A 22,044-nucleotide genomic window follows, 5' to 3' on the forward strand; every position below is an offset into this window, starting at 1 on the left:
TCAGCCGCCCCCCGCGTCGACATGTCCACCGAACGGCGCATCCGGCGCGGCGATCCGCGCGGAATGTGTCACGACGAAGCGGAATGTGTGACAGCGAGAGACGAAAGACGACACAGGAGAACGGACAGGCGAGCCCGGGGCGAGCGGTCCCGCTCTCCGGACTGCGAGAGGATCCACGATGCGTTCCACCCAGGTGCTCGGCCGCCTCCCGGCAGCCGCACCCCGCACGCCTCCCGACCCGGTCGAGACCAGGAATCCGGACGCCGTGGACGACTCGGGCACCGTGGACGACGCGGGCACCGTCGACGCCGACGTGCCGGGCGCCGTCGGCAGGGAGCTGCGGGACCTGCTCACCGGCCGCCTCGCGGACTGCCGCGCGCTCGACCCGGTGTTCGCCGACGACATCGCCGAGCGCGTCGCCCGCTTCACCCGGCGCGGCGGCCGCCGGTTCCGCGCCCGGCTCGTGTGGTGGTCGATGCGCGCCTGCGGCGGCGAGGACTCCGTCCAGGTCCGCGCGGCGCTGCGCACGGCCGCCGCGCTCGAACTCATCCAGACCTGTGCCTTGGTCCACGACGACCTGATGGACGAGGCGTCCACCCGTCGTGGCGCACCCGCGCTGCACGTCGACGTGACCGCCCAGTACACCGGCACGGCGCCGGGGCCCGCCGCCCAGCGGCTCGGCGTGTCCGCGGCGCTGCTCGCCGGCGACCTCGCGCTCGCCTGGGCGGACGACGAGCTCGGCCGGCTCGTGCTGGACCCCGGACTCCCGCGGGGCACCGCGCACCGTCTGGGCGAGGTCTGGCGCACGCTGCGCACCGAGATGGTCGCCGGGCAGTACCTCGACGTCCAAGGCCAGGCCACCTCCGCCCTGACCGTCGGCCGCGCGCTGCGCGCCGCCTGCCTCAAGAGCGCCCTCTACACCGTGGAACGTCCTCTGGAACTCGGAGCGGTGCTGGCCGGCGCCGACCCGGCCACCACCGGGACGCTGTGTCTCGCCGGACGCTCGGCCGGTCTGGCCTTCCAGCTCAGGGACGATCTCGACGACGTCTTCGCGGACCCCGCCACCACCGGCAAGGTGAGCGGCGGCGACGTGCGCGAGGGCAAACCCACCTACCTCCTGGCGGTGGCCCGGGCACGAGCCACCACCGCCAAGGACCGGGCCGCGCTCAGCGTGCTCGAACACGCCGTGGGCCGGGCGGACCTGACGCCACGTGAGCTGGCCGACGTGCGGAACGTGCTGGAGGCCACCGGCGCCCGCGACCTGGTGGAGTCCAAGATCGGGCGGCTGGCCCGGCAGTCCCTGCGCCATCTCGCCGAGGCGACCCTCGAACCCCGGCCCGCGGACCGGCTGCGCGCCCTGCTGGCAGAGATCACCGGCACCGGCACCCCCCGGCCGGGCCCGCCCCCCGACGGCCCCCTGTCGGGCCCCTCCCCCGCCACCGCGGCGGGATCGGAGGCGGCCAAGTGACCAGGACGGTGACGGGACCCACCGACCACGTCGTGGTCGTCGGCGCCGGGCTGGCCGGCCTCTCCACCACCCTGCACCTGCTCGGCGCGGGCCGCCGGGTGACCGTCGTCGAACGCGACCCGCGGCCGGGCGGCCGGGCCGGACGCCTGGAACTCGGCGGCTACCTCATCGACACCGGCCCCACCGTGCTGACCATGCCGGACATCGCCGACGAGGCGTTCGCCGCCGTCGGCACCTCGCTGCGCGACCGCGTCGACCTCATCCCCCTCCATCCCGCCTACCGGGCCCGGTTCGCCGACGGCAGCACCCTCGACGTGCACACCGACGCGGCGGCCATGGAAGCGGAGATCGAACGGTTCGCCGGCGGCGCCGAAGCGGCCCGCTACCACCGGCTGCGGCACTGGCTGGGCGAGCTGTACCGCACCGAGCGCGGCCGCTTCCTCGACGCCGACTTCGACTCCCCGTTCCAGCTCCTCACCCCCGACCTGCTGCGGCTCGCCGCGCTCGGCGGCTTCGGCCGCTGGGAGGCACGCATCGCACGCCATCTGCACGACGAACGACTGCGCCGCGTCTTCTCCTTCCAGGCTCTCTACGCCGGCGTCCCACCCGAACGAGCCCTGGCCGCCTACGCCGTGATCGCGTTCATGGACACCATCGCGGGGGTGTACTTCCCGCGCGGCGGCATGTACGCGCTGCCCCGGGCGATGGCCGAGGCCGCCGCCGAGGCGGGCGCGGAGTTCCGGTACGGGCAGGGGGTGACCGGCCTGGAACGGACCGGCGACCGGATCTCGGCCGTCCTCACCGCCGACGACCGCATCCCGTGCGACGCCGTCGTCCTCACCCCCGACCTGCCGGTGACGTACCGTCTGCTGGGCCGTGCCCCGCGCCGCCCCCTGCGCCTGCGGCACGCACCGTCCGCCGTCGTCCTGCACGCCGGCTGCGACCGCACCTGGCCCGAACTGGCCCACCACACCCTGTCCTTCGGACACGCCTGGCGCGGCACCTTCCGCCAGCTCACCCGCACCGGCGAGCTGATGAGCGACCCCTCGCTGCTGATCACCCGGCCCACCGCGACCGATCCCGGCCTCGCCCCGCCCGGCCGTCACCTGCACTACGTCCTCGCGCCCTGCCCCAACACCGACATCGGCCCCGCCGCCGTCGACTGGCCCGACCTGGCTCCCCGCTACCGCGACAGCCTGCTGCGCGAACTGGACCGCAGAGGGCTGACCGGCATCGCCTCGGCCATCGCCACCGAATGCCTGGTCACCCCCGCCGACTGGAGCGGGCTCGGACACGCGGCGGGGACGCCGTTCTCCGCCGCGCACACCTTCGGCCAGACCGGGCCGTTCCGCCCCCGCAACCTGGTACGCGGCACCGCCAACGCCGTCCTCGCCGGGTGCGGCACCACCCCCGGCGTCGGCGTACCCCCCGTCCTGCTGTCGGGAAAGCTGGCGGCCGCCCGTATCACCGGGCCGCGCGCACGGGCCGCCACCGCCGTCCGGTCCACCCCTGCGACGCGAGGAGCCCGACGATGACGGCCCGCGAACTGGACGCCGCCGGCATCACGGAGCCGCGACTGCGTGACGCCTACACCCACTGCCGCCGGCTCAACGCACGCCATGGCCGCACCTACTTCCTCGCCACCCGGCTGCTCCCGCCCGAGCGGCGCCCCGCCGTGCACGCCCTGTACGGCTTCGCGCGCCACGCGGACGACATCGTCGACGTCTGCGACGGCGACCTGCGCCGACTCGCCGACACCGGGACGGAACGCCGGGCCGCCGCCCTGGACCGGCTGGCCGACGACCTCGCCCTCGGCCTGGCGGGCGGCACCGGCGCGGCGCCGGTCACCCTCGCCCTCGCCGACACCAGCCGCCGCTACGGCATCGACCACCGTCACTTCACCGACTTCCTCGGATCCATGCGCGGCGACCTGACCGTCACCGAGTACGCCGACTACGCGGCCCTGCGCGCGTACATGCACGGTTCGGCGGCCGTGATCGGCCTCCAGATGCTCCCCGTGCTCGGCACCGTGGCCTCCCAGGAAGAGGCCGCGCCGTACGCGGCCGAACTCGGCGTCGCCTTCCAGCTGACGAACTTCCTGCGGGACGTCGGGGAGGACCTCGACCGGGGGCGGATCTACGTCCCGCGGGACCTGCTGGCCGCCCACGGCGTCGACCGCGACCTGCTGCGCCACTGCCGGGACACCGGCCGCACCGACAGCCGCGTCGTCGCCGCGTTCCGCGCGTTCGAGGCCGTCACCCGCGCCGCCTACGACCGCGCGGCCCCCGGCGTTCCTCTGCTCGACCCCGTCACCCGGCCCTGTATCCGTACGGCGTTCGTCCTCTACCGCGGCATCCTGGACGCCGTCGCCGCCGACGGCTGGGCGGTGCTGCACCGCCGTGCCGTCGTGTCCCGCCGCCGACGCGCCCTCACCGCCGCCGGCGGCCTGCTCCGCGTCACGGCGGCCCGCCTCGCCGCCCGCCGACGGCCGCCGGTCAGCCCCGGCACCGTCGCGCCGTCGCCCGCCCGTGCCAAGGAGAGCCTGTGACACCCGCCGGACCGCCCAGGCGCGGCCGTCTGCCCCTGCGCCTGCGGCGCGCCCCCGTCGCCTGGGAGCGTCAGCGCCCCACCTGGCGCGAGGCACGGCCCGCGCTGATCGCCGACGCCCTCAAGCGTGCGCAGGCCCGGCCGAGCGGCAACTGGTACGTCGTCGGCGCCTCCCGCGACCTGCGCGCCCAACGGCCCGTGGCCCGTACCGTCCAGGGACTCGAGGTGGTGCTCTGGCGCGACCGGCGCGGCACCCTGGTGGCCGGCCCCGGGGTCTGCCCTCACCTGGGCGCGCCGCTGCGCGACAGCCCGGTGCGCTGCGGCACTCTCGTGTGCCACTGGCACGGACTGGCCCTGGACGGCACCTCGTTCGCCGGCTGGGAGCCCTGGCCTGCGCACGACGACGGCGTGCTGCTCTGGGTGCGCCTGGACGAGGTGGGCGGAGAGGAGCCCACCGACCTGCCGACGGTGCCGGTCCGTCCCGACCCCGACCACGCGCTCGTCGCCGTCTACACGGGGAGCGGGCGCTGTGAGCCGGAGGACGTGGTGGCCAATCGTCTCGACCCGTGGCACGGCGCCTGGTTCCACCCGTACTCCTTCGTCGACCTCACGGTCGTCGACACGCCCCGGCCGCCCGACGGACGGACGGTGCCGGACGCCTTCGTCGTCGACGTGTCCTTCAAGGTCGCCGGACGGCTCGTGGTGCCCGTGCGGGCGGAGTTCACCGCACCCGGACCGCGGACCGTCGTCATGCGGATCACCGACGGCGAGGGCGAGGGCTCTGTCGTCGAGACGCATGCGACGCCCCTGGGGCCCGACGCGACGGGCATCCCGCGCACGGCCGTGGTCGAGGCCGTCGTGGCCACCTCCGGACGCCCGGGCTTCGCCCTCACGCGCCACGCCGGTCCCCTGCTTGCTCCGCTGGTCCGGCACGCGGCAGGTCGCCTCTGGCGCGACGACCTGGCCTACGCCGAACGCCGCTGGGCCCTGCGGTCCAGCGGTCGCTTCCCGGGCTGAGCCGACGTCCCACGGACACGGCTTCGGGGCGTGTTGACCCCACCGCACGATCACGCCGGGCTGTCACGACGGCGGTGGTCACCGGCAGCCGTCGGCCTGTCTGACGCCGTCCTCGACGGCGATCAGCGGCGGGACGGGCGCGGGAGGATCCGGGTGGCCGCGCTGAGCAGGGCGAGCGTGCCACCGAGGGCGAAGGCCGCCGAGGCGCCGTAGCCGTCGACGACCATGCCTCCGATCAGCGAACCGGCGGCGAGTGAGATCTGCAGCACGCTGACCAGGAGCGCCAGGCCGCTCTCGGGAGCGTCGGGGGTCGCGTGCAGGATCCATGTCTGCAGGGCCAGCGGCACAGCGCCGAAGGCGGCACCCCAGAGGATGACGAGCACGACGACGGCGGGTGCGGCGCCCGTCACGGTGTTGAGCAGAAGGACCGTGGCGGCGACCAGGACGGCCGCGGTGACGTAGACCGCGCGCAGGCTGCGGCCGATGATCGCGCCGGCGGCGAAGTTGCCGGCCAGTCCTGCCACGCCGTATCCGAGGAGCACCAGCGTCACCGCGGAGGAGCCGAAGTGCGCCCGGTCCTCCAGGTAGGGGGTGATGTAGGTGTAGGCGGCGAAGTGCCCGAGGAACATCAGCGCGGTGGCCAGCAGGGCGATGCGGGCGGCGGGAACGCGCAGGGACGACGTGAGCGTGGCCACGCGTATCGCGCCGGTGGGCGGCAGGGAGGGAAGTCGCCATGCCAGAGCCAGGAGGGCGAGCAGGGCGGCGCCCGCGGCGATGAAGAACGCGGTCCGCCATCCGGCGAGGTGTCCGACGAGTGCGCCCAGCGGCAGGCTGACCACGGTGCCGGCGGAGATGCCGGCGGTGATCAGCGAACTGGCGCGGTGGACCGCTTCGGCGGGCACCAGCCGGGCGGCGACGCCGGCACCCATGGCCCAGAATCCGCCGACGGCGATGCCGAGCAGGATTCTGGCCACCGCCATCACCGGCATGTCGGGGGCCAGTGCCGCCACGACGTTGGAGGCCGTGAAGGAGACCGCGAGTGCGATCAGGACCTTGCGCCGGTCGAGCCTTCCCGAGGCGATGGTGAGCAGAGGCGCTGTGACGGCCGCCGTCAGGCCGGGTACGACGACGACCAGGCCCACGGTGCCGACGGAGACGTGGAGGCTGGATCCGATGACGGGCAGGAGCCCGATCGGCAGGAACTCCGAGAGCACCAGCACGAAGGACATCAGGGCGACCGAGGCGACGGCCGGCCAGTCGCCCCGCGGCGACGGTGTGGCGCGCCTTTCTGCTCGTGGCGGTTCCGGTCGGCCGACGACCGATGCCGTGCTGGAGTGGTCACTCATGCTGCTTGTCTCCTGGAAGGATCGGGGGCCGAGAGCGGCCCGGGCCACGGCGTCGCGCGGCGGCTGTGCCGCGCCGGTGGACGGACGTGCGCGGCAGGGGTCACAGCGGCGTGACCATGAAGGACGAGATCCCGCGGCGAGGGCTCTCCCGGCCCCCGCCGCGGAACGGATCACTCAGATCTGGTTCAGTCCACCGTCGACGTACAGCTCGGCGCCGGTGACGAAGCTGCTCTGGTCGGAGGCGAGGAACAGAGCGGCGGCGGCCGCTTCGGCGGGCTCGCCCATGCGGCCGAGGGGGACCTGCTGCGCGAAGAAGGCGCGGAGCGACTTGGCCTCTTCCTCGTTGGGCGCGAGGCCGGTGATTCCGGGCGTCTTGATCGGTCCGGGCACCAGGGTGTTGACCCGGATGCCACGTCCGCGCAGCTCGTTGGCCCAGGTGCGGGAGAAGGAGCGGATCGCGGCCTTGGAGGCGGCGTAGACGCCGAACGCCTCCGCGCCGGTGGTGGCGGCGGTGGAACCGGTCAGGATCACCGAGGCACCGTCGTTGAGGAGCGGGAGCGCCTTCTGGACGGTGAAGAGCGTCCCACGGACGTTGATGTTGAACGTGTCGTCGAAGTGCTGCTCCGTCACCTCCTCCAGGGTCGCGAATTCGCCGCCGCCCGCGTTCGCGAAGAGCACGTCGATGCGGCGCCCCTGCTCGGCGATGACCGAGAAGAGCCGGTCGAGATCGGCCGGGCTGGCTATGTCTCCGCGGACGGCGGTGACGTCGTGGCCGATCTCGGCGGCGGCCGCGTCCAGCGCGTCCTGGCGCCGGCCGGTGATGACCACGTGCGCGCCTTCGGCGGCGAAGCGCTGCGCCGTGGCCAGTCCGATGCCGCTGTTCGCCCCGGTGACCACGGCCACCTTGCCTGCGAGTACTTCCGTCATGACGCGCCACTCCTCGATAGTTCTTGACTGCTTCGTCCATAACGCTAGCCGTTATGGACGACCCGGTCAAGAAAGCGTAGAGTGACGTACATGGCACGACCTCGGAAATTCGACGAACAGCAGGTACTGGCGACCGCGCGGGAACAGTTCTGGGCCCATGGGTACGCCGGCACGCGCATCGACGACATCGCCGCGGCGACGGGTCTCGGCAAAGGCAGCCTGTACGGCGCGTTCGGCGGCAAGCAGGACCTCTTCCACCGCGTGTTCGACGACTACTGCACCTCGGTCGTCGACGCCACGGCCCAGCAGCTGCGCGGCGATGACGAGAACGCGTACGCGCGGCTGTCCGCCCACATCCACGCGGTGACCTCGGCCGCGGCCGCGGACACCGCCCAGCGCGGATGCCTGCTGGCCAAGGGCACCGCCGAGCTGGCCGAACACGACAAGGTCGTGGCCAGGCGCGCGCACACAGCCATCGAGACGCTGCGCACTCTGCTGGAGGACGACATCGCCGCCTGCCAGCGCAACGGCGACCTCGACGCCGACGCGGACCCCGGGCAGCTGGCCGCACTGGTGCTCGCCGTACTGCGCGGCATCGAAGCACTGGCCAAGGCCGGCACCGACGAGAAGACCCTCACGGACATCGCCCGCACCGCCCTCGCCGTCCTCCCCCGCCCCGCGAACTGACGGCCCCACCGGGCCCCACCGGGACCGTGCCGGCGCCGCCGCGTATGGCCGGTGGCGCCGGCACGGACGTCGTGGCCGGGCCCGTCAGGTGGGCGGCCGCTCCGACAGCGCGCGGGTGAAGTGGGTGACGGGGCGTTCGATGCGTTCGCCGTCGAGGGTGATGTCGACGGCCTCGTTGTAGAAGGCGAGGAGTCCCCGGACGGCGCCGACCGCCGGCAGCGGTTCCGGGTAGCTCCAGACCAGGTTGGGCGGGACGTCGGCGGTTCCGCGCCACGACCAGTACGAGGCGGTGCCCTTGTAGGGGCAGCCGGTGTGGTGGTCGGTGGCTTCGAGCAGGTCGAGGCGGACGTCCTCGCGCGGGACGTAGTAGCGGGTGGGCAGGCCGGTCTCGAAGAGCAGTACCGGCCGGTGGGTGTCGGCGACGACCGTGCCGTCGATCTCGACCACCAGGTGGCGGCTGCTGGGGAGGGCGTCCACCCGTTTGTGCGGGTCACGGGGGTGGACGAAGATCTCTTCCTCCTCCTCGTACCAGTGGTCGAGACCGCGTCCGACCCGCCGGAACCACTCGAAGGCGATATGACCGGCGAGGTCTTCGGCGGGGAAGGTCCAGGCCGCGTTCTCCAGCAGTTCGCCGTCGGCTTCGAGGTCGTAGAAGACCTGTGACCCGGTGTGCGTGCCCGTCGGAGGGTTCTTCGCCGGGCGGAGCAGGTCCTCGCGCACCTCCGCGCGCGGGAAGGCGTACAGCGGGACGGGGACGCCCGGCTCCCAGACGAGGACGGGGTGACGGCTGTCGACGACCGTCACCTCGCCCTTGCGGCCGCGCACCCAGCGCTCGCTGGGCTCCCACAGGAGCCCCTCGGGGGTGGTGCGCACGGCCGGGGCGGTGGGGAACGTGGTCATGACCGGTTCTCCTTCGGCTCGCTCAAGAGATGACTTCGGCGACGTAGGGGCGGCTCTCCCGCCAGGCGGCGAGCTGCTCCGGGCGGCCGAAGACCCGCAGGTACTCTTCCACGTTGCCGTTCGCGCGCTCCCACACCGACACGGGCTCGAAGTCGGATCCGTCCGGGTCGGCGAAGGCCGGCAGCGGCGCCACGACCGCGTCCAGGCCCGGGTGCACGAAAACGGCGGAGGAGCGGCGGGTCACCGAGCCGCCGGCCACCACGCGGTGCCGACCCGGCCGCAGGCGGCCGTCCGTCCAGTTGGTCAGCAGGGTGCCGGTGAACACCTGGAGGGCGTCGGGCCGGATCGGGACCGGCGTCCAGGTGCCGTCGGGGCGCTGGCCCTGGAGTCCGGCGTAGTCGCCCTCCTGGTGCAGCACGGTGACCGTGGAGCTGTCGGCGTGTTCGAGCAGGAGCAGCTTCTCCTCGTCGGAGGCGCTGTCGTAGGGCCACTTGGGGTAGTTGTTGACGACGAGCGTGGTGTGGACGTCGTCGCCGAGCGGGAAGGTGTCCGCGGGCAGGTCCAGCACGCGCGCGTACAGGGCGAGGACGCGGCGGGCGACGTCCACGAACGCGTCCCGGTAGCGGTGGGTCGCCTCGCGCAGGCCGGGCTCCTGCGGCGGCCACACGTTGACGTGCTCGTAGAGGGTGGCGTGTTCCGGGGAGAGGCCGGCGGCCTCGGCTTCCTGCGTGTCGTCGTACTGGGCGATGTTGAAGCGTTCGAGTTCCAGGCGGCCGAAGTCGTCGGGCCACTGGCGCCAGCCCCGGTTGGGGTGCCCGGTGGGGCTGGCCAGGCGTTCCTTCTCGGGGCGGGGCAGGTCCAGGACGCGGCGGAAGCCGTCGTTGAAGCCGGCGATCACCTCGGTGGGCACGCCGTGGTTGACCACCTGGATGATGCCGAGGGTCTCGGCCGCGCGGCGCACGGTGGCGAGCAGTTCCTCGGGAGCGTCGTCGGCGAGGGCGGCGGCGAGGTCGATGGCGGGGATGTCGTCGGACATGGCGGGACTCCTGTGGTCGTGGGTTCGGGGTTCAGTGCGTCAGGGGGCGCAGGACGTCCGCGAGCGCCCCGGGGCCGGGGTGGACGGTGACGACGTCGCCGTCGGGTACCCGGGTGCGGAACCGGTCGAGGGCCCCCGCGTCCAGCGGGCCGCCCTCGGTGCGGACGAGCAACGGGCTGGGGACGGAGGAGAGTTGTTCCCAGAGGGTCTCGTCGTCGAGGTCGGTGGGTGCGTCGGGCGGCAGGCTGCCGAGGTGGTGGCGCCAGGACCAGGTGCCGTCCTCGGCCCGCTCCGTCTCCAGCCGGGCCGTGCGGGCCGCGTCGGCGGCGCCGCGCTCCTCCAGCCAGGCCGCCGCCTCCTCGCGGGTGGCGAACTCGGGACTGGGCGTGGGCCACAGCCGCAGTCCCGGGGAGAGCGTGCCGGGCAGGGCGTCGACGAGGACGAGCCGTCCGGCGCTGTGCGGGAACTTGGCCTTGAGGGCGAGCGCGGCCAGTGCGCCGAAGCCGAACCCGACGAGGGGCGCGTCCGTCGGCGCGAACGACCGGGCGGCCTCCTCCAGCGTGGCGGCAAGCCGGCGGGGCCGGTAGTCGCCCCGGACGCGCCTGCTGGAGCGGCCGTGCCCGGGCAGGTCCAGGGCGACGGCCGGTCGGTCCAGGGCGAGCAGGACGTCGTCCCAGGCGCGGGCGCTGGCACCGGCGTCGTGGAGCAGGACCAGGGCGGGCTTCTGCGGGTGCCAGAAGACGCCGCCGACGTGGCCGCCGGTGACCACGGTCATCCAACGGCGTTGGATGACGGGGGCGTTCGGCAGGTCGGCGAACTCCTCGGCGGCGGTGCCGGTGTCGGTGCTGGTGGTCATGGGGGCTCCCAGGGCGGAGAAGGGTCACAGCGGGTCGGCCGCGCCGAGCGCGGCGGTGGCGGGGATTCCGGCGGGCAGGTCGGACGGGTCGAGGTGGCAGCGCACGACGTGGCCGGCGCCGAGGTCGCGCTCCGGTGGCGCCACGTCCGCGCACAGGCCGGCGATCCGGCGGGTGCAGCGGTCGGCGAAGCGGCAGCCGCCCGCTCGCGCCGGAGCGCCGTCCGGCGCGTCGGGCGTGCCGGTCACCACCGGACGCGCGGCCGCCTCGACCAGCAGGGCCGTGTACGGGTGCGACGGGCCGCGCAGTACGTCGGCGGCGGGTCCCTCCTCGACGATCACGCCTCGGTACATGACGGCGATCCGGTCGGCGAGGTAGCCGACGACCGCGAGGTCGTGGGAGATGAACAGGTACGACGTGCCGGTGCGGTCCCGCTGACCGGCCAGCACCTCCAGTACCGCCGCCTGCACGCTGACGTCAAGCGCGGACACCGGCTCGTCGCAGATGACCAGGTCGGGGCGGCCCGCAAAGCCGCGGGCGATCGACACGCGCTGCTTCTGCCCGCCGGACAGGCGGTCCGGACTGCGGTCCAGGAGGTCGGTGTCGAGGCGGACGCGGTCCAGAAGGGCGTCCAGGGAGGCGGCCGAGGGGGCAGCCAGGGTGGTGAGCGCTCTGCGCAGGATGGTGCGGACGGTGTGGCTGGGGTTGAGGGAGGCGTCCGGGTTCTGGAAGACCATCTGGATGCGCGGGCGTTGATCCGGGGCGCGGCGGGCGAGCCGGGCGGGCAGTGGGGTGCCCCGCAGCCGCAGGGAGCCCTCCCCGTCGGGGGCCAGGCCCGCGACGGCACGGGCGAGGGTGGTCTTGCCACTGCCCGACTCGCCGACCAGGCCGAGGACTTCGCCCTCCCGGACGGTCAGGTCCACGTGGTCGACGGCGACGGTGCTCCCGAACGTCCGGACCAGGTCGTGCACTTCGACGAGGGCGGCCGCCTCCCGAGGCCTCCCGGGCGGCCCGGGCAGCGCCGCCGCCACGGCGGTCACGGCGGCCCGCCCCGGGTACAGGCAGCGCACCGTCCGGCCCGGCACGGCCCCCGTGTCCAGCGGGGGTTCGGCGGTCCGGCAGGCGTCCTCGGCCAGTGCGCAGCGCGGTGCGAAGGCGCAGCCGGTGGTGGTATCGCCGGGCAGCGGCAGCCTGCCCGGCAGCGGCAGCAGCGGACGTTCGCTCCGGGTGATCCCGAGGACGGGGACGGCCGCCAGCAGACCGGCGGTGTAGGGGTGGGCGGGGGCGGCCAAGACCTCGCCGACCCGTCCGGTCTCGACCAGGCGTCCCGCGTACAGCACGCCGACCCGGTCGCACATCCGGCCGATCAGGCCGAGGTCGTGGCTGACGAAGACCACCGCCGCGTTCAGCCTGCCTCGCAACTCCGCCAGGAGGCCGAGCACTTCGTGCTCCACGGAGGCGTCGAGGCCGGTCGTCGGCTCGTCCAGGATCAGCAGGCGGGGCTGTACGGCGAGGGCGGCGGCGATCACGACGCGCTGCTGCTGGCCGCCGGACAACTGGTGCGGGTAGCGGTGCACGAGGCGCTCCGGGTCGGGCAGCCGGACCGTGCGCAGGAGGTCGACGGCGCGTCGCCCGCGCTCCCGGCGTGTGAGGCCCCGGCCGCGCAGCACCTCGGCGAGTTGTCGGCCGACGCGCATGGTCGGGTCCAGGGAGCCCGCCGCGTCCTGGTGGACGAAGGCGAGCCGGGAGGCCCGCCACTCCCGCAACCGCCGCCCGCGCAGCGCCAGGACGTCGGTTCCGTCCAGCCGCACGCCGCCGCCGAGCACCTGTCCGCCGGGCGCGAAGTGGCGGGCCAGCGCGTAGGCCAGCGTCGACTTGCCGCAGCCCGACTCGCCGACCAGGCCGAAGATCTCGCCCGGCGCGACGGTGAACGACACGTCGTGCAGAACCTGGGCGCGGTCGTACGCAACGCTCAATCCCTCGACCACCAGCCCCTGTTCGTCGGTGCTCACGAGGCCGCACCTCCCGCCGCCCGCCGTGAGGTGTCGGCGACCAGGGCGACCCCGACCACCAGGGAGACGATCGCCAGGGCGGGGGCGAGGACGGTCCAGGGCGCGTTGTCGAGCCACACCCGGTTGTCGGCGACGGCCGCGCCCCACTCCGGTGAGCCGGGCGGCTGCCCGAGGCCGAGGAAGGAGAGGGTGGCGGCCGCGAACACCGCGTCGCCGAGCCGCGAGGTCGCCTCGACGTACACCGTGGAGCGGACGTTGGGCAGGATCTCGCGGCCCAGCAGCGACCACAGGGGCTCGCCGCGGAGCCGGGCGGCCTCGACGTACGGCTTGCCCCGCTCCACGAGGGTCGCCGCCCGCACACTGCGCGCGACCAGGGTGGTCAGAGCGGCCGCGACGACGAGGACGAGGACCGTCGTGGACCGGCCGAGGAAGGCCACGAACAGCACCGCGGCGATGACGGCGGGGAAGACCACGACGGCGTCCACGATCCGCATCACCACGTCGTCCAGCCAGCCGCCCACCCCTGCGGTGACCAGTCCGATCACGGTGCCGGCCAGGACGGCCAGGGCGGTCGCCGCCGGTGCCACCGCGAGGACGGGGCGCGCCCCGGCGAGGGTACGGGAGAACACGTCGCGGCCGAACTGGTCGGTGCCCAGCCAGTGTCCGGCGCCCGGCGGCAGGAACCGGTCCTGCGGGCGCTGCACGTCCGGCGCGTAGGGCACCAGGTGCGGCCAGAACAGGGCGACCGCGGCCCACAGGAGGATCACGGCGGCTCCCACGGCGGAGGCCAGAGGAAGGCGGCCCGAGCGGCCCAGCGGCCGCAGGGTGATCGACACGGTGCTCACGCCGCTCCTCCGAGCCGTATCCGGGGGTCCAGCAGCCGGTGAACGAGGTCGCCGAGCAGCACGACCAGCATGTAGAGCGCGCCCAGGACGAGGGCGCTCGCCTGGAGTGTCGGCAGGTCCTTGTCCTGGGCCGACTGGAGCAGCAGGGCTCCCGCTCCGGGGTAGTTGAAGAGCAGTTCGACCACGACGATGCCGCCGAGCAGGTACTGCAACTGGACGCCGAGGGCGCTGGTGGCGGGCACGGTCGCGTTGCGCAGCACGTGCCGCAGCACGATCCGCGCCTCGCCGGTGCCGCGCAGCCGGGCGGCGCGGACGTAGGAGCCCTCGACGACGGCCACCGTGCTGGCGCGCACGTGCCGGGCGACGTAGCCGGTGCAGACCAGGACGAGGGAGACCGCGGGCAGCAGCAGGTGCCACAGGGTCTGGCCGAGGCCGTCGGCGCCGGGCCGGGTCTGCGCGGACGCGGGCAGCCAGCGCAGTTGGACCGAGAAGACGACCAGCAGGACGACCCCGGTCACGAACTCCGGTGTGGCGCCCAGCGCCAGGGTCGTGGAGGTGATCACCCGGTCCAGGACCCGTCCGTGGTACAGCCCCGCGATCACGCCGAGGGTGAGGGCGACCGGGACCAGCAGCGCGAACGCGAACACCGCGAGGAACAGGGAGTGTCCGAGCCGTTCCAGGAGCAGTTCGCGCACCGGCACGTGCAGCGTGTACGACGTCCCCCAGTCGCCGGTGGCGAAGTGCCCGAGCCAGCTGCCGTACTGGATCACCAGGGGCCGGTCCAGGCCGAGTTCGTGGTTGAGGGCGCGCACCGATCCGTCCGTGGCCTCCCGGCCCAGGACCGTGCGGGCCACGTCGCCGGGCAGCACCTGGGTGGCGAGGAAGACCAGCAGGGAGACCGCCAGCAGGGTCAGGGGGACGGCCGCGAGGCGGCGCAGCAGGAATCGGGGCATCGGTCAGATCCGGGAGACGGTGCTGAAGTCGACGTACTGGCTGGGGTGCGCCTGGACGCCCCGGAATCTGCCGCTGTCGTAGGCGCGGGCCGCGCCGCCCCAGAACGCGACGACGATCGGCACGTCCTCGTGCAGGGCCTGGGCGATGATCTCGGCCTGCTTGCGGCGCTCGGTGTCGGTCGTCGCCGCGTCGTAGGCATCGGCCGCCGCGTCGAGGGCCTTGTTGGAGTATTGAGAGCCGTTCCAGACGCCGCCGGTCTTCACCATGGGGATGATGAACTGGCTGGGCACGGGCCGGCCCGCCCAGCCGACCAGGTTGGCGGTGGTGAACAGCCAGGGGGTGTCCTTGGTCTGGTCGCCGCCGTAGAACTCCTTGGAGGAGCGCTGGTCGAGGTCGACGGTGATGCCTACCTCCTTCAACTGGCTCTGCACGGTGACCGCGTAGTCCTTGTTGGGCGGGTCGAAGGTGAGGGTGAAGCGCAGGTTCTGCACGCCGGCCGACCTGAGGAGTTCGGTGACCTTGGCCTTGTCCCGGGCGCGCTGGGCGATGTCGGTGGGGGCGGCGGGGAACAGCGGCGCGAACAGGTGGTCGTTGCCGAGGTCGCCGAGTCCGCTGCCGGCGGCCTGGCGGACGGCGGGCCGGTCGAGGGCGTAGGCGACGGCCTGGCGCACCTCCTTGCGGTCGAAGGGCGCCTTGTCCACGCGGAGGGTGAGCACGGTGACGCCGGTGCCTCTGACCTTGTCGACGGCGATGCTCCCGCTGCCCGCGAGGGGTTCGACGAGGGCGGGTCTGCTGAGGAACTGGGCGTCGATGTCGCCGGACCGCAGGGCGACGAGGTCGGCCTGGTCGTCGGCGTAGAACTTGACGTCCACGCCGTCGAGATAGGGCTTGGGGCTGTCCCAGTAGGCCGGGTTGCGGGCGAGGACGGCGCCCGTGGAGACGTCGTAGGACTTCAGGGTGAAGGGGCCGGTGCCGATGCCGTGCCGGGTGAAGTCCCCGTCGTAGTCCTTCTTCAGGATCACCGCGTTGTAGTTGCCGGCGGAGACCAGGTACGGGAAGTCGGAGAACGGCCGCTCCAGGGTGAAGACGACCGTCGACTCGCCCCGGGCGCGCACGCCACCCGCCTTGAGGACGGTGTCGAAGGCCGACAGAGCCGCCGACTTGCTCTTCGGGTCGAGCAGCCGGTCGAACGACGCCTGCACGGTGGCGGCGTCGAGTTTCGTGCCGTCGGAGAAGGTGACGCCCTCGCGCAGGGTGAAGGTCCACTCGCGGCCGGTCGCGTCCGAGGTCCACTTGGTGGCCAGCCGCGGCACCAGCTTGAAGTCCTTGTCGAGCCAGATCAGGTACTCGGCGACCAGTTGGTAGAGCGCGATGGCCGTGCCGTCGTACGCGGTGACCGGGTCGACGGCGGTGGGCGGCGGCGGAGTGCCCACGCGCAGTGTGCCGCCGCGCCTGGCCGGGCCGGTGGCGGCGGCCGTCGCTCCGGCCGGCGAGTCGTCGGTGCCGCCGGGGGCGCAGGCCGCGAGCAGGGCGGCCAAGGCGCCGCCTCCGGTCACGGTGAGGAAGCCGCGTCGGGAGGGTCCGGCGGGCAGGACGTCCTGCCAGTGCTGGCTCGGCGCGCCGTCATCGGATGCAGGCATGGGTTCTCCAGGGAATGACCGACGGCACGGCACAGCCGTGGGGAGCTGTACGCGGACGTGGGCGGAGCAGACTGGGTGCCGGGGCGAAGTGCGAGGTGGGATGCGCGAGGTGAGGTGTGTGGTGCGAGGTGCCGGAAGGGCCTGGGCCCGTCACGGGAGCGGCGCGGTGCGCGGGGCCGGACGAGTCAGCGCTGCGTACAGGCGCACGTGGCGACGCGCGCGAGATCCACGTGGATCCTCCGGGTCAGCAACGTGTCAGCGGTCACGAGTCATTGATAACAGCGTGGAACGGCGCCGGACAATGCGGGACTTGTTTCAGAATCGAGAAACTCGCCCGCAAAATTGCGCTCGTAGACTTCCGGCATGACCGACTCCACCCGCCCCGCGGCCGACTGTCGCCGCCCCGGTTCCGACGACCACCGGCCGTCCCCGAGGCACGACTCAGGAGTTGCCCCCGATGCAGTCACCCGCGCACGTCCGACGCGAAGGCCTGCCGGGCTCTGACCTCGGGAGCGGCATCCCGTTATCCCGTCCCCCGGCCCATTCCTCGATCGACGACCTGCTGGCCCGGGCCCGCGCCCGCCTCGACCGGCTCACCCCCGAGGACGCGGCGGGTGAACTCGCCGCCGGGGCCCTGCTGGTGGACGTCCGCGCGGACCTGGTGCGGCGGGCGGAAGGCGAGATACCGGGCTCCCTCGTCATGGACCGCAACGTGCTGGAATGGCGGCTCGACCCGTGCAGCGCGTGGCGCATCGAGGAGGCCGCCGACCACTCCGTGCGTGCGGTCATCATGTGCTCCCAGGGCTACATGTCGAGCATGGCCGCCGCGGGACTGCACGACCTCGGCCTCATGCGGGCCACCGACATCATCGGCGGCTACGAGGCGTGGCGCGACGCAGGCCTGCCGGTGGTGCCCGGCGGCACGATGCCCGGCTCGTACGTGGCGTCCACGCCGTCCCCGATCAGCCTCGACCCGGGCGGACAGCGCATGCTGGTGGACGGCGCTCCGATCGCCCTCACCCCGCTGGAGTTCCGGCTCCTGACGGCCCTGCTGCGCGGCAACGGCCGGGTCATCACCCGGGAGGACCTGCGCTCGGGGCTGGGAGAGTGGGCGGGCAGCCGCAGCCGCTCCGTCGATCTGCACATCCACCGGATCCGGCGCAAGCTGGGCCCACGCGCGGCAGCCCTGCTCACCACGGAACGGGGCGTGGGTTTCCGACTGCGCGCGATCCCGCGGCGGGCCGATCCCGCATGACCGCGCCCCGGCCAGATCGGACGCCGACCGCGTCACGGGCGGAGCGGCTGTGCCCCTCTGCCGACGCCGACAGTCTCTGCCTCATCCCCCGCAAAGTACTCCACTCGGATCTCTGCGCAGGCCTCTGCCGGGCCCGTCCAGTCGAGCCGCGCGCGGATGCCGGATCGACAGCGGGCTGCGAATTCTTCGAGGTTCATTACCAAGCATCCCCCTGTGCATGCGTCCCCCAGCCTCCAAAGCGTCGTGCTGAGGCCCGCTCCGGTGCAGCCGCGAAGTCTGGCGTCAGGCAGGGGACGTCGATCCAGGGACCCGCCCAAGACGCGAAGAAAACGTCATACCCGTGACTGCCGAGGAGAGCGGAGAGCGAGCACGATCCCACGTAGGCGGCCTCAGCCGGGCGACTGGGTCCCCGCTCGAAGTTCGATGCGCACACTGTCGTCGTCCTTGAAGACGAACGTGGGATCGATGTCCCTGCGCCAGCCGAGCGAGACCATGTAGTAGCGGTGGTCGCGTTCTATCAGCAGGCGTAGTCCGCTGTAGCGGTAGCGGTAGCGGTAGCGGTAGCGGTAGCGGTAGCGGTAGCGCGTGCCGGTCCGAGATCCTCGTAGACGACCCCGGGCGAGACCATGCTGAGGCGGTCGGTACTGACGACGACCACGGCGACCCGCCGCACGAGCTGGCCGGCGTCGCCGCCGGCGTCCTGCCGGCCCAACTGTCCGGCCACCAGCGCGACGGCCCAGATCAAGAAGAGGCCAGAGACCACGAGCGCCCCGGTCCGCTCCCACGCCGGACCGTGTGCCGCTCGCACGGGTGTCGCGGCCCGCGTCCGCCCCAACAGCAGTCCGACCGCCACCAGCGAGGGCGCGACCCAGGCGTTGGGCTGGATCCAGCGCCACAGCAACATGAGCAGGACGCCCGACACTGCAACGGCGATGTGCGCGCGGGCGATCGCACGACCGGTGCGCCGCACTCCGCGCAGATACCGGTCCTGGACCGGGAGCAGAGCAAGCAGGCGCAACAGACCAGGCATCAACAGGATCAGGGCCAGTACCTCGAACGTGGGCAGCGTGGCCAGGCGCAGGCTGCGCACGATCAGCTCGAAGGTACTGAAGCCGATCGCGAAGCTGTCGAGGTGGAAGGAGCCGAAGTAGGCGTTGATGTAGATGTAGCCCACCCGCCTCCACAACTGCCCGCTCGGCCGGGCGTCAGGCGCCGACGGGAGCTACGACCCTCGGTCTCCGACGCCCTACTTTCGGGAACACGGCCGGACGGACCGCCGCAACGAGAACCAGAGCTCGACAAGGCGTCTCTAGGCCGGATCCTCCCGGAATGCCTGGGCGATGATCGCGTACTGGGCCGCGATCTCCAGCGGGCCGTCATTGCCGATCACCGCGTCCGCCGCCTCCGCACGTGCCAGATAGGCCCGCGACCGTCGGAGACAGTACAAGCGGATCCCCTCGTCGGAGGCGGCTTCGAAGTCGAAGTCGGGGACGGGCGGTTGGGTGAACTCTGCACGATGCCAAGGGCGCTTCTCGCTCATGCCGCCATCCTGCCCCCACCCCGTCACGGCAAAGCCCTGCCGAGGTGGGGGACGCTTACGGGCCGGGTCGAGTGCGCCACCGTGCGATTCCTTGGGGGTCGCGCTCGTCCTCGCCAGGACGGCTGCCTTCGTTCCGACGCTCAGCGAGACGTTGCGCCCACTCGACCCGTCGAGTCGATGCCCGCAAGATCTCCAGAACGCCGTCTCGTCCTGCACCGCCTGCTGGCCTTGCAGTCCGGTTACTGGTTTCACCCGTGCCGGCCGCCACCACGGCGGACGAGTTGAGCGGGAGATCGGCGATGGCGAGGTCAGACGGCTGTCGCGGGTCAGCCGCCGGGGCATGCCTCCCGGCGGCTCAGCGCTGGAAGTAGAAGCCCGCGTCGAGGTCGGCGAGCAGCGTGGGGTGGGACGGCTCCCAGCCGAGGAGTTCGCGAGTGTCCTCGTTCGGCATCTTGACGTCGATGCCGATGAAGGGGAAGGCCTTGAAGTGTTCGGAAGCCTGCTCGGCCGACATGCCGACCGCCTCGATGCCCAGGTGGCGGGCGACGGACTCGGCGATCGTACGGACCGGGACGCCGGCCTCGGTGGCCCCGGTGACCCGCGAACCGGCCGGGGCCTTCTCCACCGCCAGCGCCCACACGCGGGCGACGTCGAGGGTGTGGCCCGCGGCCCAGGTGTTGGAACCGTCACCGACGTAGCCGGCGACGCCGGTCTGGCGGGCTATCCGGAGGTACTGCGGGATGAACCCGTTCCGGTCGCGCTCGCTGTGCGTGACGTTGGGAACCGCGACCAGGACGGTGCGTACGCCGCGCTCGGTGTACCCGTGGATGGCCAGCGCGACCTTGGCGCGGGGATTCGGGTGGTTCACGAGGTCCTCGACGCGGCCCATGCCGATGCCGAGGAAGGCCTTGCCCGTGTCGACGAGCTCGCCGCAGATCGCGTGGACGACCTCTTCGTCCTGCGCCGCGACCTCGGCGAAGCGGCCGGACGCGATGCCCTCGTGCTGGAAGCCGAGGTGGACGACCGCGTCGGCGTCGCGGGCGGCCGCGCGCAGGCCGTCGAGGTCGGTGAGGTTCCCGCGGCAGGCCTCGGCGCCCATCGCCGTGACGGCCGAGGCCGCCTCGTCGGAACGGGCGAGGCCGACGACCTCGTGACCTGCGTGGATGAGCTCAGGGACAACGGCGGAGCCGATGTGACCGCTGGCGCCGGTGACGAAGACACGCATGAGAATCTCCCCGGAGAGTGATGTGACTTGGTATCGTCACCGTAGCACTGTGACGATACCAAGTCACATCACCTAAGATGACTCTCATGGCTCGATGGGAACCGAACACACGGGAACGGCTGGTCCGCGCCGCGGTCGAACTGTTCGCGGAGCAGGGATACGAGGCGACGACGGTCAACGAGATCGCCGAGCGGGCCGGTGGGCTGACCAAGACCACGTTCTTCCGGCACTTCACCGACAAGCGCGAGGTGCTGTTCGCCGGGCAGGAGATCCACGGCCGGATCACGAGCGACGCGATCGCCGAGGCGCCCGAATCGGCCACGCCCCTTGAGATGGTCGGCCTGGCGCTGGACGAACTCGCCTCCTCGTTCACAGAGGACCGGCGGGACATCGGACGACGGCTTCGGACGGTCATCGCGAGCAGCGCGGAACTTCGGGAACGCTCCGCCTCCAAGCGGGCCGCGCTCTCCGAGGCGATGACGCAGGCGCTTCGCACGCGCGGCGTCTCGGAACTCGTCGCCGCTCTCGCGGCCGAACTGGGTTCGCGTGCCTTCTACGGCGCCTTCGACCGGTGGACGTCGTCGGCGGATCCGCGGACCCTCGTCGAGTACGCGCGAGAGGTGTTCGGCGAGTTGAAGACAGCCATGTCCACGCTCGCGTAGCCCGCCCGGCCGGGAGGCGCCGCCGTCGGCCACGCGGCGCCGCGCGCGGCACGGGTGAAGATGACCGCCGCGATCGTCGCGACCGGGTGGTCTGGAGGCCGGACGCCAGCCTCCGCGCCCCGGCCGCCAGGGCCGAGGCCTGTCCCGGACCGGTCAGGGGCGCAGCAGGGTACCGGCGATCTCCTCCAGCAGCGCTACGGCGAGGAGTTCGCCGTCCACGGGGCCGAAGCGTTCCAGGGCCTGGCGGTGGATGCGCAATACCGTGTCGGCCATCTCGTGCGGGGTGCCGAGGTCATGGGCTTGCTCGGTGATGACCCTGAGCTGGTCGTGTATACGGTCGAGCCCGTAGGAGCGAAGGTAGTCCCCGGCGAACAGGGACGGCAGGTCACGGCGGATGAAGTCGCTGCCTGCCGCGCTGTCGGCCAGCGTGTCGTGCAGAGCAGTGAGGTCGATGCCCGCTCGGTGCCCGAGCAGCAGTGCCTCGGCGGTTGCCGCGGCCTGTCCGAACCAGAGGAGATTGATGAGGAGTTTCGCGGTGTAGCCGGTTCCCGGGCCGCCCATGTGACGGATGCGGTCCGGCGTCGTCACGGCCTCCAACAGCGGTCGGCACCGGTCGAGGACGTCGGCGGGACCCCCCACGAACAGCCGCAGGCGCCCCTGTTCGGCGTCTGCCGGGCTGCCTCCCATGGGAGCTTCGAGCACATCGACGCCGTGTGCACCGGCTCGTTGCCGCAACTCCCCGGCCCTGGCTGGAGCATTGCTCGTCATGTCGATCCACACCGCCCCGGGGGCCAGAGCGGCGAACACGGCATCCGGCAGGGCGGCCGCGGCCTCGTCTGGTCCAGGAACCACGGTGACCAGGGCATCCGCTCCGGTAGCGGCGGTCTCCACGGAGGACGCCCATTCCGCGCCCAACGCACGGACCACTGCCTCTCGTTCGGGACGCAGATCGCAAGCGGCCACCACGTGACCTGCCGAAACGAAGCGTCCACACAGAGGTGTCCCCATGCGGCCGGCACCGACGAGGGCTATGCGCGAGGTCAAGGAATTACCGCACTCTCAGTCGTTGCTGCTGCCGTTACCGCCCCCGCCCCAAGGACTGCTGTTCTTCCGCTTGGTGAGACCAGGG

21 protein-coding genes are annotated in these 22,044 nt (G+C 72.8%); 7 read left to right on the plus strand and 14 right to left on the minus strand.

Annotated elements, in window-relative coordinates; translation table 11 throughout:
* Positions 1-178 precede the first annotated feature (178 nt).
* The 4 genes from ACIRQ9_RS33070 to ACIRQ9_RS33085 are packed head-to-tail and all read left to right on the plus strand — an operon-like array spanning position 179 to position 5,032.
* Positions 179-1,468, plus strand: coding sequence for a polyprenyl synthetase family protein (locus tag ACIRQ9_RS33070; RefSeq protein ID WP_404181875.1), 1,290 nt, complete (start codon positions 179-181; stop codon positions 1,466-1,468).
* Positions 1,465-3,003 (plus strand): phytoene desaturase family protein, encoded by a 1,539-nt coding sequence (crtI, locus tag ACIRQ9_RS33075; RefSeq protein ID WP_404181878.1) that lies wholly within the window; start codon positions 1,465-1,467, stop codon positions 3,001-3,003. The genes ACIRQ9_RS33070 and crtI overlap by 4 nt, the downstream gene beginning before the upstream one ends.
* Positions 3,000-4,016 carry a phytoene/squalene synthase family protein gene (locus ACIRQ9_RS33080; protein ID WP_404181881.1) on the plus strand — a complete coding sequence of 339 codons (1,017 nt, stop codon included), beginning with the start codon at positions 3,000-3,002 and terminating at the stop codon, positions 4,014-4,016. Before crtI ends, ACIRQ9_RS33080 begins: the two co-directional genes overlap by 4 nt.
* Positions 4,013-5,032 carry a DUF5914 domain-containing protein gene (locus tag ACIRQ9_RS33085; RefSeq protein ID WP_404181884.1) on the plus strand — a complete coding sequence of 340 codons (1,020 nt, stop codon included), beginning with the start codon at positions 4,013-4,015 and terminating at the stop codon, positions 5,030-5,032. Before ACIRQ9_RS33080 ends, ACIRQ9_RS33085 begins: the two co-directional genes overlap by 4 nt.
* Positions 5,033-5,154: 122 nt before the next feature.
* On the opposite strand, the gene ACIRQ9_RS33090 is transcribed toward ACIRQ9_RS33085, so the two are convergent.
* Entirely contained in the window at positions 5,155-6,378 is a 1,224-nt protein-coding gene (locus ACIRQ9_RS33090; RefSeq protein ID WP_404181887.1) for an MFS transporter, read from the minus strand.
* Between the two features lie 174 nt (positions 6,379-6,552).
* On the minus strand, positions 6,553-7,305 hold the full coding sequence (locus tag ACIRQ9_RS33095; RefSeq protein WP_404181890.1) for an SDR family oxidoreductase: 753 nt from the start codon (positions 7,303-7,305) through the stop codon (positions 6,553-6,555).
* A 90-nt stretch (positions 7,306-7,395) separates the two neighbouring features.
* On the opposite strand from ACIRQ9_RS33095, the gene ACIRQ9_RS33100 reads away from it, so the two are divergent.
* Complete coding sequence (locus ACIRQ9_RS33100) at positions 7,396-7,992, plus strand: TetR/AcrR family transcriptional regulator (protein WP_404181893.1); 597 nt, start codon at positions 7,396-7,398, stop codon at positions 7,990-7,992.
* Between the two features lie 84 nt (positions 7,993-8,076).
* On the opposite strand, the gene ACIRQ9_RS33105 is transcribed toward ACIRQ9_RS33100, so the two are convergent.
* The 8 genes from ACIRQ9_RS33105 to ACIRQ9_RS33140 form a co-directional block, all read right to left on the minus strand.
* Positions 8,077-8,892, minus strand: a complete 816-nt coding sequence (locus ACIRQ9_RS33105; RefSeq protein ID WP_404181896.1) for a DUF427 domain-containing protein — start codon at positions 8,890-8,892, stop codon at positions 8,077-8,079.
* A gap of 22 nt (positions 8,893-8,914) precedes the next feature.
* On the minus strand, positions 8,915-9,928 hold the full coding sequence (locus tag ACIRQ9_RS33110) for a 2-oxoglutarate and iron-dependent oxygenase domain-containing protein (RefSeq protein ID WP_404181899.1): 1,014 nt from the start codon (positions 9,926-9,928) through the stop codon (positions 8,915-8,917).
* A gap of 31 nt (positions 9,929-9,959) precedes the next feature.
* Positions 9,960-10,784 (minus strand): alpha/beta fold hydrolase, encoded by an 825-nt coding sequence (locus ACIRQ9_RS33115; protein ID WP_404181902.1) that lies wholly within the window; start codon positions 10,782-10,784, stop codon positions 9,960-9,962.
* Between the two features lie 24 nt (positions 10,785-10,808).
* The gene (locus tag ACIRQ9_RS33120) at positions 10,809-12,794 is read right to left on the minus strand and encodes a dipeptide ABC transporter ATP-binding protein (protein ID WP_404181905.1); all 1,986 of its coding nucleotides are present in this window, start codon (positions 12,792-12,794) and stop codon (positions 10,809-10,811) included.
* Positions 12,791-13,639: an ABC transporter permease gene (locus ACIRQ9_RS33125; protein ID WP_404181908.1), complete on the minus strand. Its 849-nt coding sequence runs from the start codon at positions 13,637-13,639 to the stop codon at positions 12,791-12,793. The genes ACIRQ9_RS33120 and ACIRQ9_RS33125 overlap by 4 nt, the downstream gene beginning before the upstream one ends.
* Positions 13,636-14,592 (minus strand): ABC transporter permease, encoded by a 957-nt coding sequence (locus ACIRQ9_RS33130; RefSeq protein ID WP_404181911.1) that lies wholly within the window; start codon positions 14,590-14,592, stop codon positions 13,636-13,638. Before ACIRQ9_RS33130 ends, ACIRQ9_RS33125 begins: the two co-directional genes overlap by 4 nt.
* A gap of 3 nt (positions 14,593-14,595) precedes the next feature.
* On the minus strand, positions 14,596-16,233 hold the full coding sequence (locus ACIRQ9_RS33135; RefSeq protein ID WP_404181914.1) for an ABC transporter substrate-binding protein: 1,638 nt from the start codon (positions 16,231-16,233) through the stop codon (positions 14,596-14,598).
* Between the two features lie 185 nt (positions 16,234-16,418).
* A complete protein-coding gene (locus tag ACIRQ9_RS33140; protein ID WP_351327225.1) occupies positions 16,419-16,499 on the minus strand; it encodes a putative leader peptide in 81 nt (26 codons plus the stop codon).
* A gap of 191 nt (positions 16,500-16,690) precedes the next feature.
* Between ACIRQ9_RS33140 and ACIRQ9_RS33145 the strand changes: the two genes are divergently transcribed.
* A complete protein-coding gene (locus tag ACIRQ9_RS33145; RefSeq protein ID WP_404181917.1) occupies positions 16,691-17,488 on the plus strand; it encodes a winged helix-turn-helix domain-containing protein in 798 nt (265 codons plus the stop codon).
* Positions 17,489-18,005: 517 nt separating this feature from the next.
* Here ACIRQ9_RS33145 and ACIRQ9_RS33150 read toward each other — a convergent pair.
* The 3 genes from ACIRQ9_RS33150 to ACIRQ9_RS33160 all read right to left on the minus strand — a co-directional run bounded on the left by ACIRQ9_RS33150 (position 18,006) and on the right by ACIRQ9_RS33160 (position 20,253).
* The gene (locus ACIRQ9_RS33150) at positions 18,006-18,662 is read right to left on the minus strand and encodes a hypothetical protein (RefSeq protein ID WP_404181920.1); all 657 of its coding nucleotides are present in this window, start codon (positions 18,660-18,662) and stop codon (positions 18,006-18,008) included.
* A 135-nt stretch (positions 18,663-18,797) separates the two neighbouring features.
* Positions 18,798-19,028, minus strand: a complete 231-nt coding sequence (locus ACIRQ9_RS33155) for a hypothetical protein (protein ID WP_404181922.1) — start codon at positions 19,026-19,028, stop codon at positions 18,798-18,800.
* A gap of 355 nt (positions 19,029-19,383) precedes the next feature.
* Positions 19,384-20,253, minus strand: coding sequence for an NAD-dependent epimerase/dehydratase family protein (locus ACIRQ9_RS33160; RefSeq protein ID WP_404181925.1), 870 nt, complete (start codon positions 20,251-20,253; stop codon positions 19,384-19,386).
* Between the two features lie 86 nt (positions 20,254-20,339).
* On the opposite strand from ACIRQ9_RS33160, the gene ACIRQ9_RS33165 reads away from it, so the two are divergent.
* Positions 20,340-20,915 carry a TetR/AcrR family transcriptional regulator gene (locus ACIRQ9_RS33165; RefSeq protein ID WP_404181928.1) on the plus strand — a complete coding sequence of 192 codons (576 nt, stop codon included), beginning with the start codon at positions 20,340-20,342 and terminating at the stop codon, positions 20,913-20,915.
* Between the two features lie 153 nt (positions 20,916-21,068).
* Here the strand turns inward: ACIRQ9_RS33165 and ACIRQ9_RS33170 are convergent, their stop codons facing one another.
* Positions 21,069-21,959 (minus strand): NAD(P)-dependent oxidoreductase, encoded by an 891-nt coding sequence (locus ACIRQ9_RS33170; RefSeq protein ID WP_404181931.1) that lies wholly within the window; start codon positions 21,957-21,959, stop codon positions 21,069-21,071.
* Between the last annotated feature and the right edge of the window lie 85 nt (positions 21,960-22,044).

It is taken from the genome of Streptomyces sp. NPDC101237 (genome assembly GCF_044767465.1).
Classification (GTDB): domain Bacteria; phylum Actinomycetota; class Actinomycetes; order Streptomycetales; family Streptomycetaceae; genus Streptomyces; species Streptomyces gramineus.

Excerpts from the sequence above, each read along its gene's own strand:
- ACIRQ9_RS33070 (WP_404181875.1), top strand. The coding sequence starts at position 179 with ATGCGTTCCACCCAGGTGCTCGGCCGCCTCCCGGCAGCCGCACCCCGC.
- ACIRQ9_RS33080 (WP_404181881.1), top strand. The coding sequence starts at position 3,000 with ATGACGGCCCGCGAACTGGACGCCGCCGGCATCACGGAGCCGCGACTG.
- ACIRQ9_RS33090 (WP_404181887.1), bottom strand. The coding sequence starts at position 6,378 with ATGAGTGACCACTCCAGCACGGCATCGGTCGTCGGCCGACCGGAACCG.
- ACIRQ9_RS33095 (WP_404181890.1), bottom strand. The coding sequence starts at position 7,305 with ATGACGGAAGTACTCGCAGGCAAGGTGGCCGTGGTCACCGGGGCGAAC.
- ACIRQ9_RS33100 (WP_404181893.1), top strand. The coding sequence starts at position 7,396 with ATGGCACGACCTCGGAAATTCGACGAACAGCAGGTACTGGCGACCGCG.
- ACIRQ9_RS33105 (WP_404181896.1), bottom strand. The coding sequence starts at position 8,892 with ATGACCACGTTCCCCACCGCCCCGGCCGTGCGCACCACCCCCGAGGGG.
- ACIRQ9_RS33110 (WP_404181899.1), bottom strand. The coding sequence starts at position 9,928 with ATGTCCGACGACATCCCCGCCATCGACCTCGCCGCCGCCCTCGCCGAC.
- ACIRQ9_RS33115 (WP_404181902.1), bottom strand. The coding sequence starts at position 10,784 with ATGACCACCAGCACCGACACCGGCACCGCCGCCGAGGAGTTCGCCGAC.
- ACIRQ9_RS33130 (WP_404181911.1), bottom strand. The coding sequence starts at position 14,592 with ATGCCCCGATTCCTGCTGCGCCGCCTCGCGGCCGTCCCCCTGACCCTG.
- ACIRQ9_RS33135 (WP_404181914.1), bottom strand. The coding sequence starts at position 16,233 with ATGCCTGCATCCGATGACGGCGCGCCGAGCCAGCACTGGCAGGACGTC.
- ACIRQ9_RS33145 (WP_404181917.1), top strand. The coding sequence starts at position 16,691 with ATGCAGTCACCCGCGCACGTCCGACGCGAAGGCCTGCCGGGCTCTGAC.
- ACIRQ9_RS33155 (WP_404181922.1), bottom strand. The coding sequence starts at position 19,028 with ATGAGCGAGAAGCGCCCTTGGCATCGTGCAGAGTTCACCCAACCGCCC.
- ACIRQ9_RS33160 (WP_404181925.1), bottom strand. The coding sequence starts at position 20,253 with ATGCGTGTCTTCGTCACCGGCGCCAGCGGTCACATCGGCTCCGCCGTT.
- ACIRQ9_RS33165 (WP_404181928.1), top strand. The coding sequence starts at position 20,340 with ATGGCTCGATGGGAACCGAACACACGGGAACGGCTGGTCCGCGCCGCG.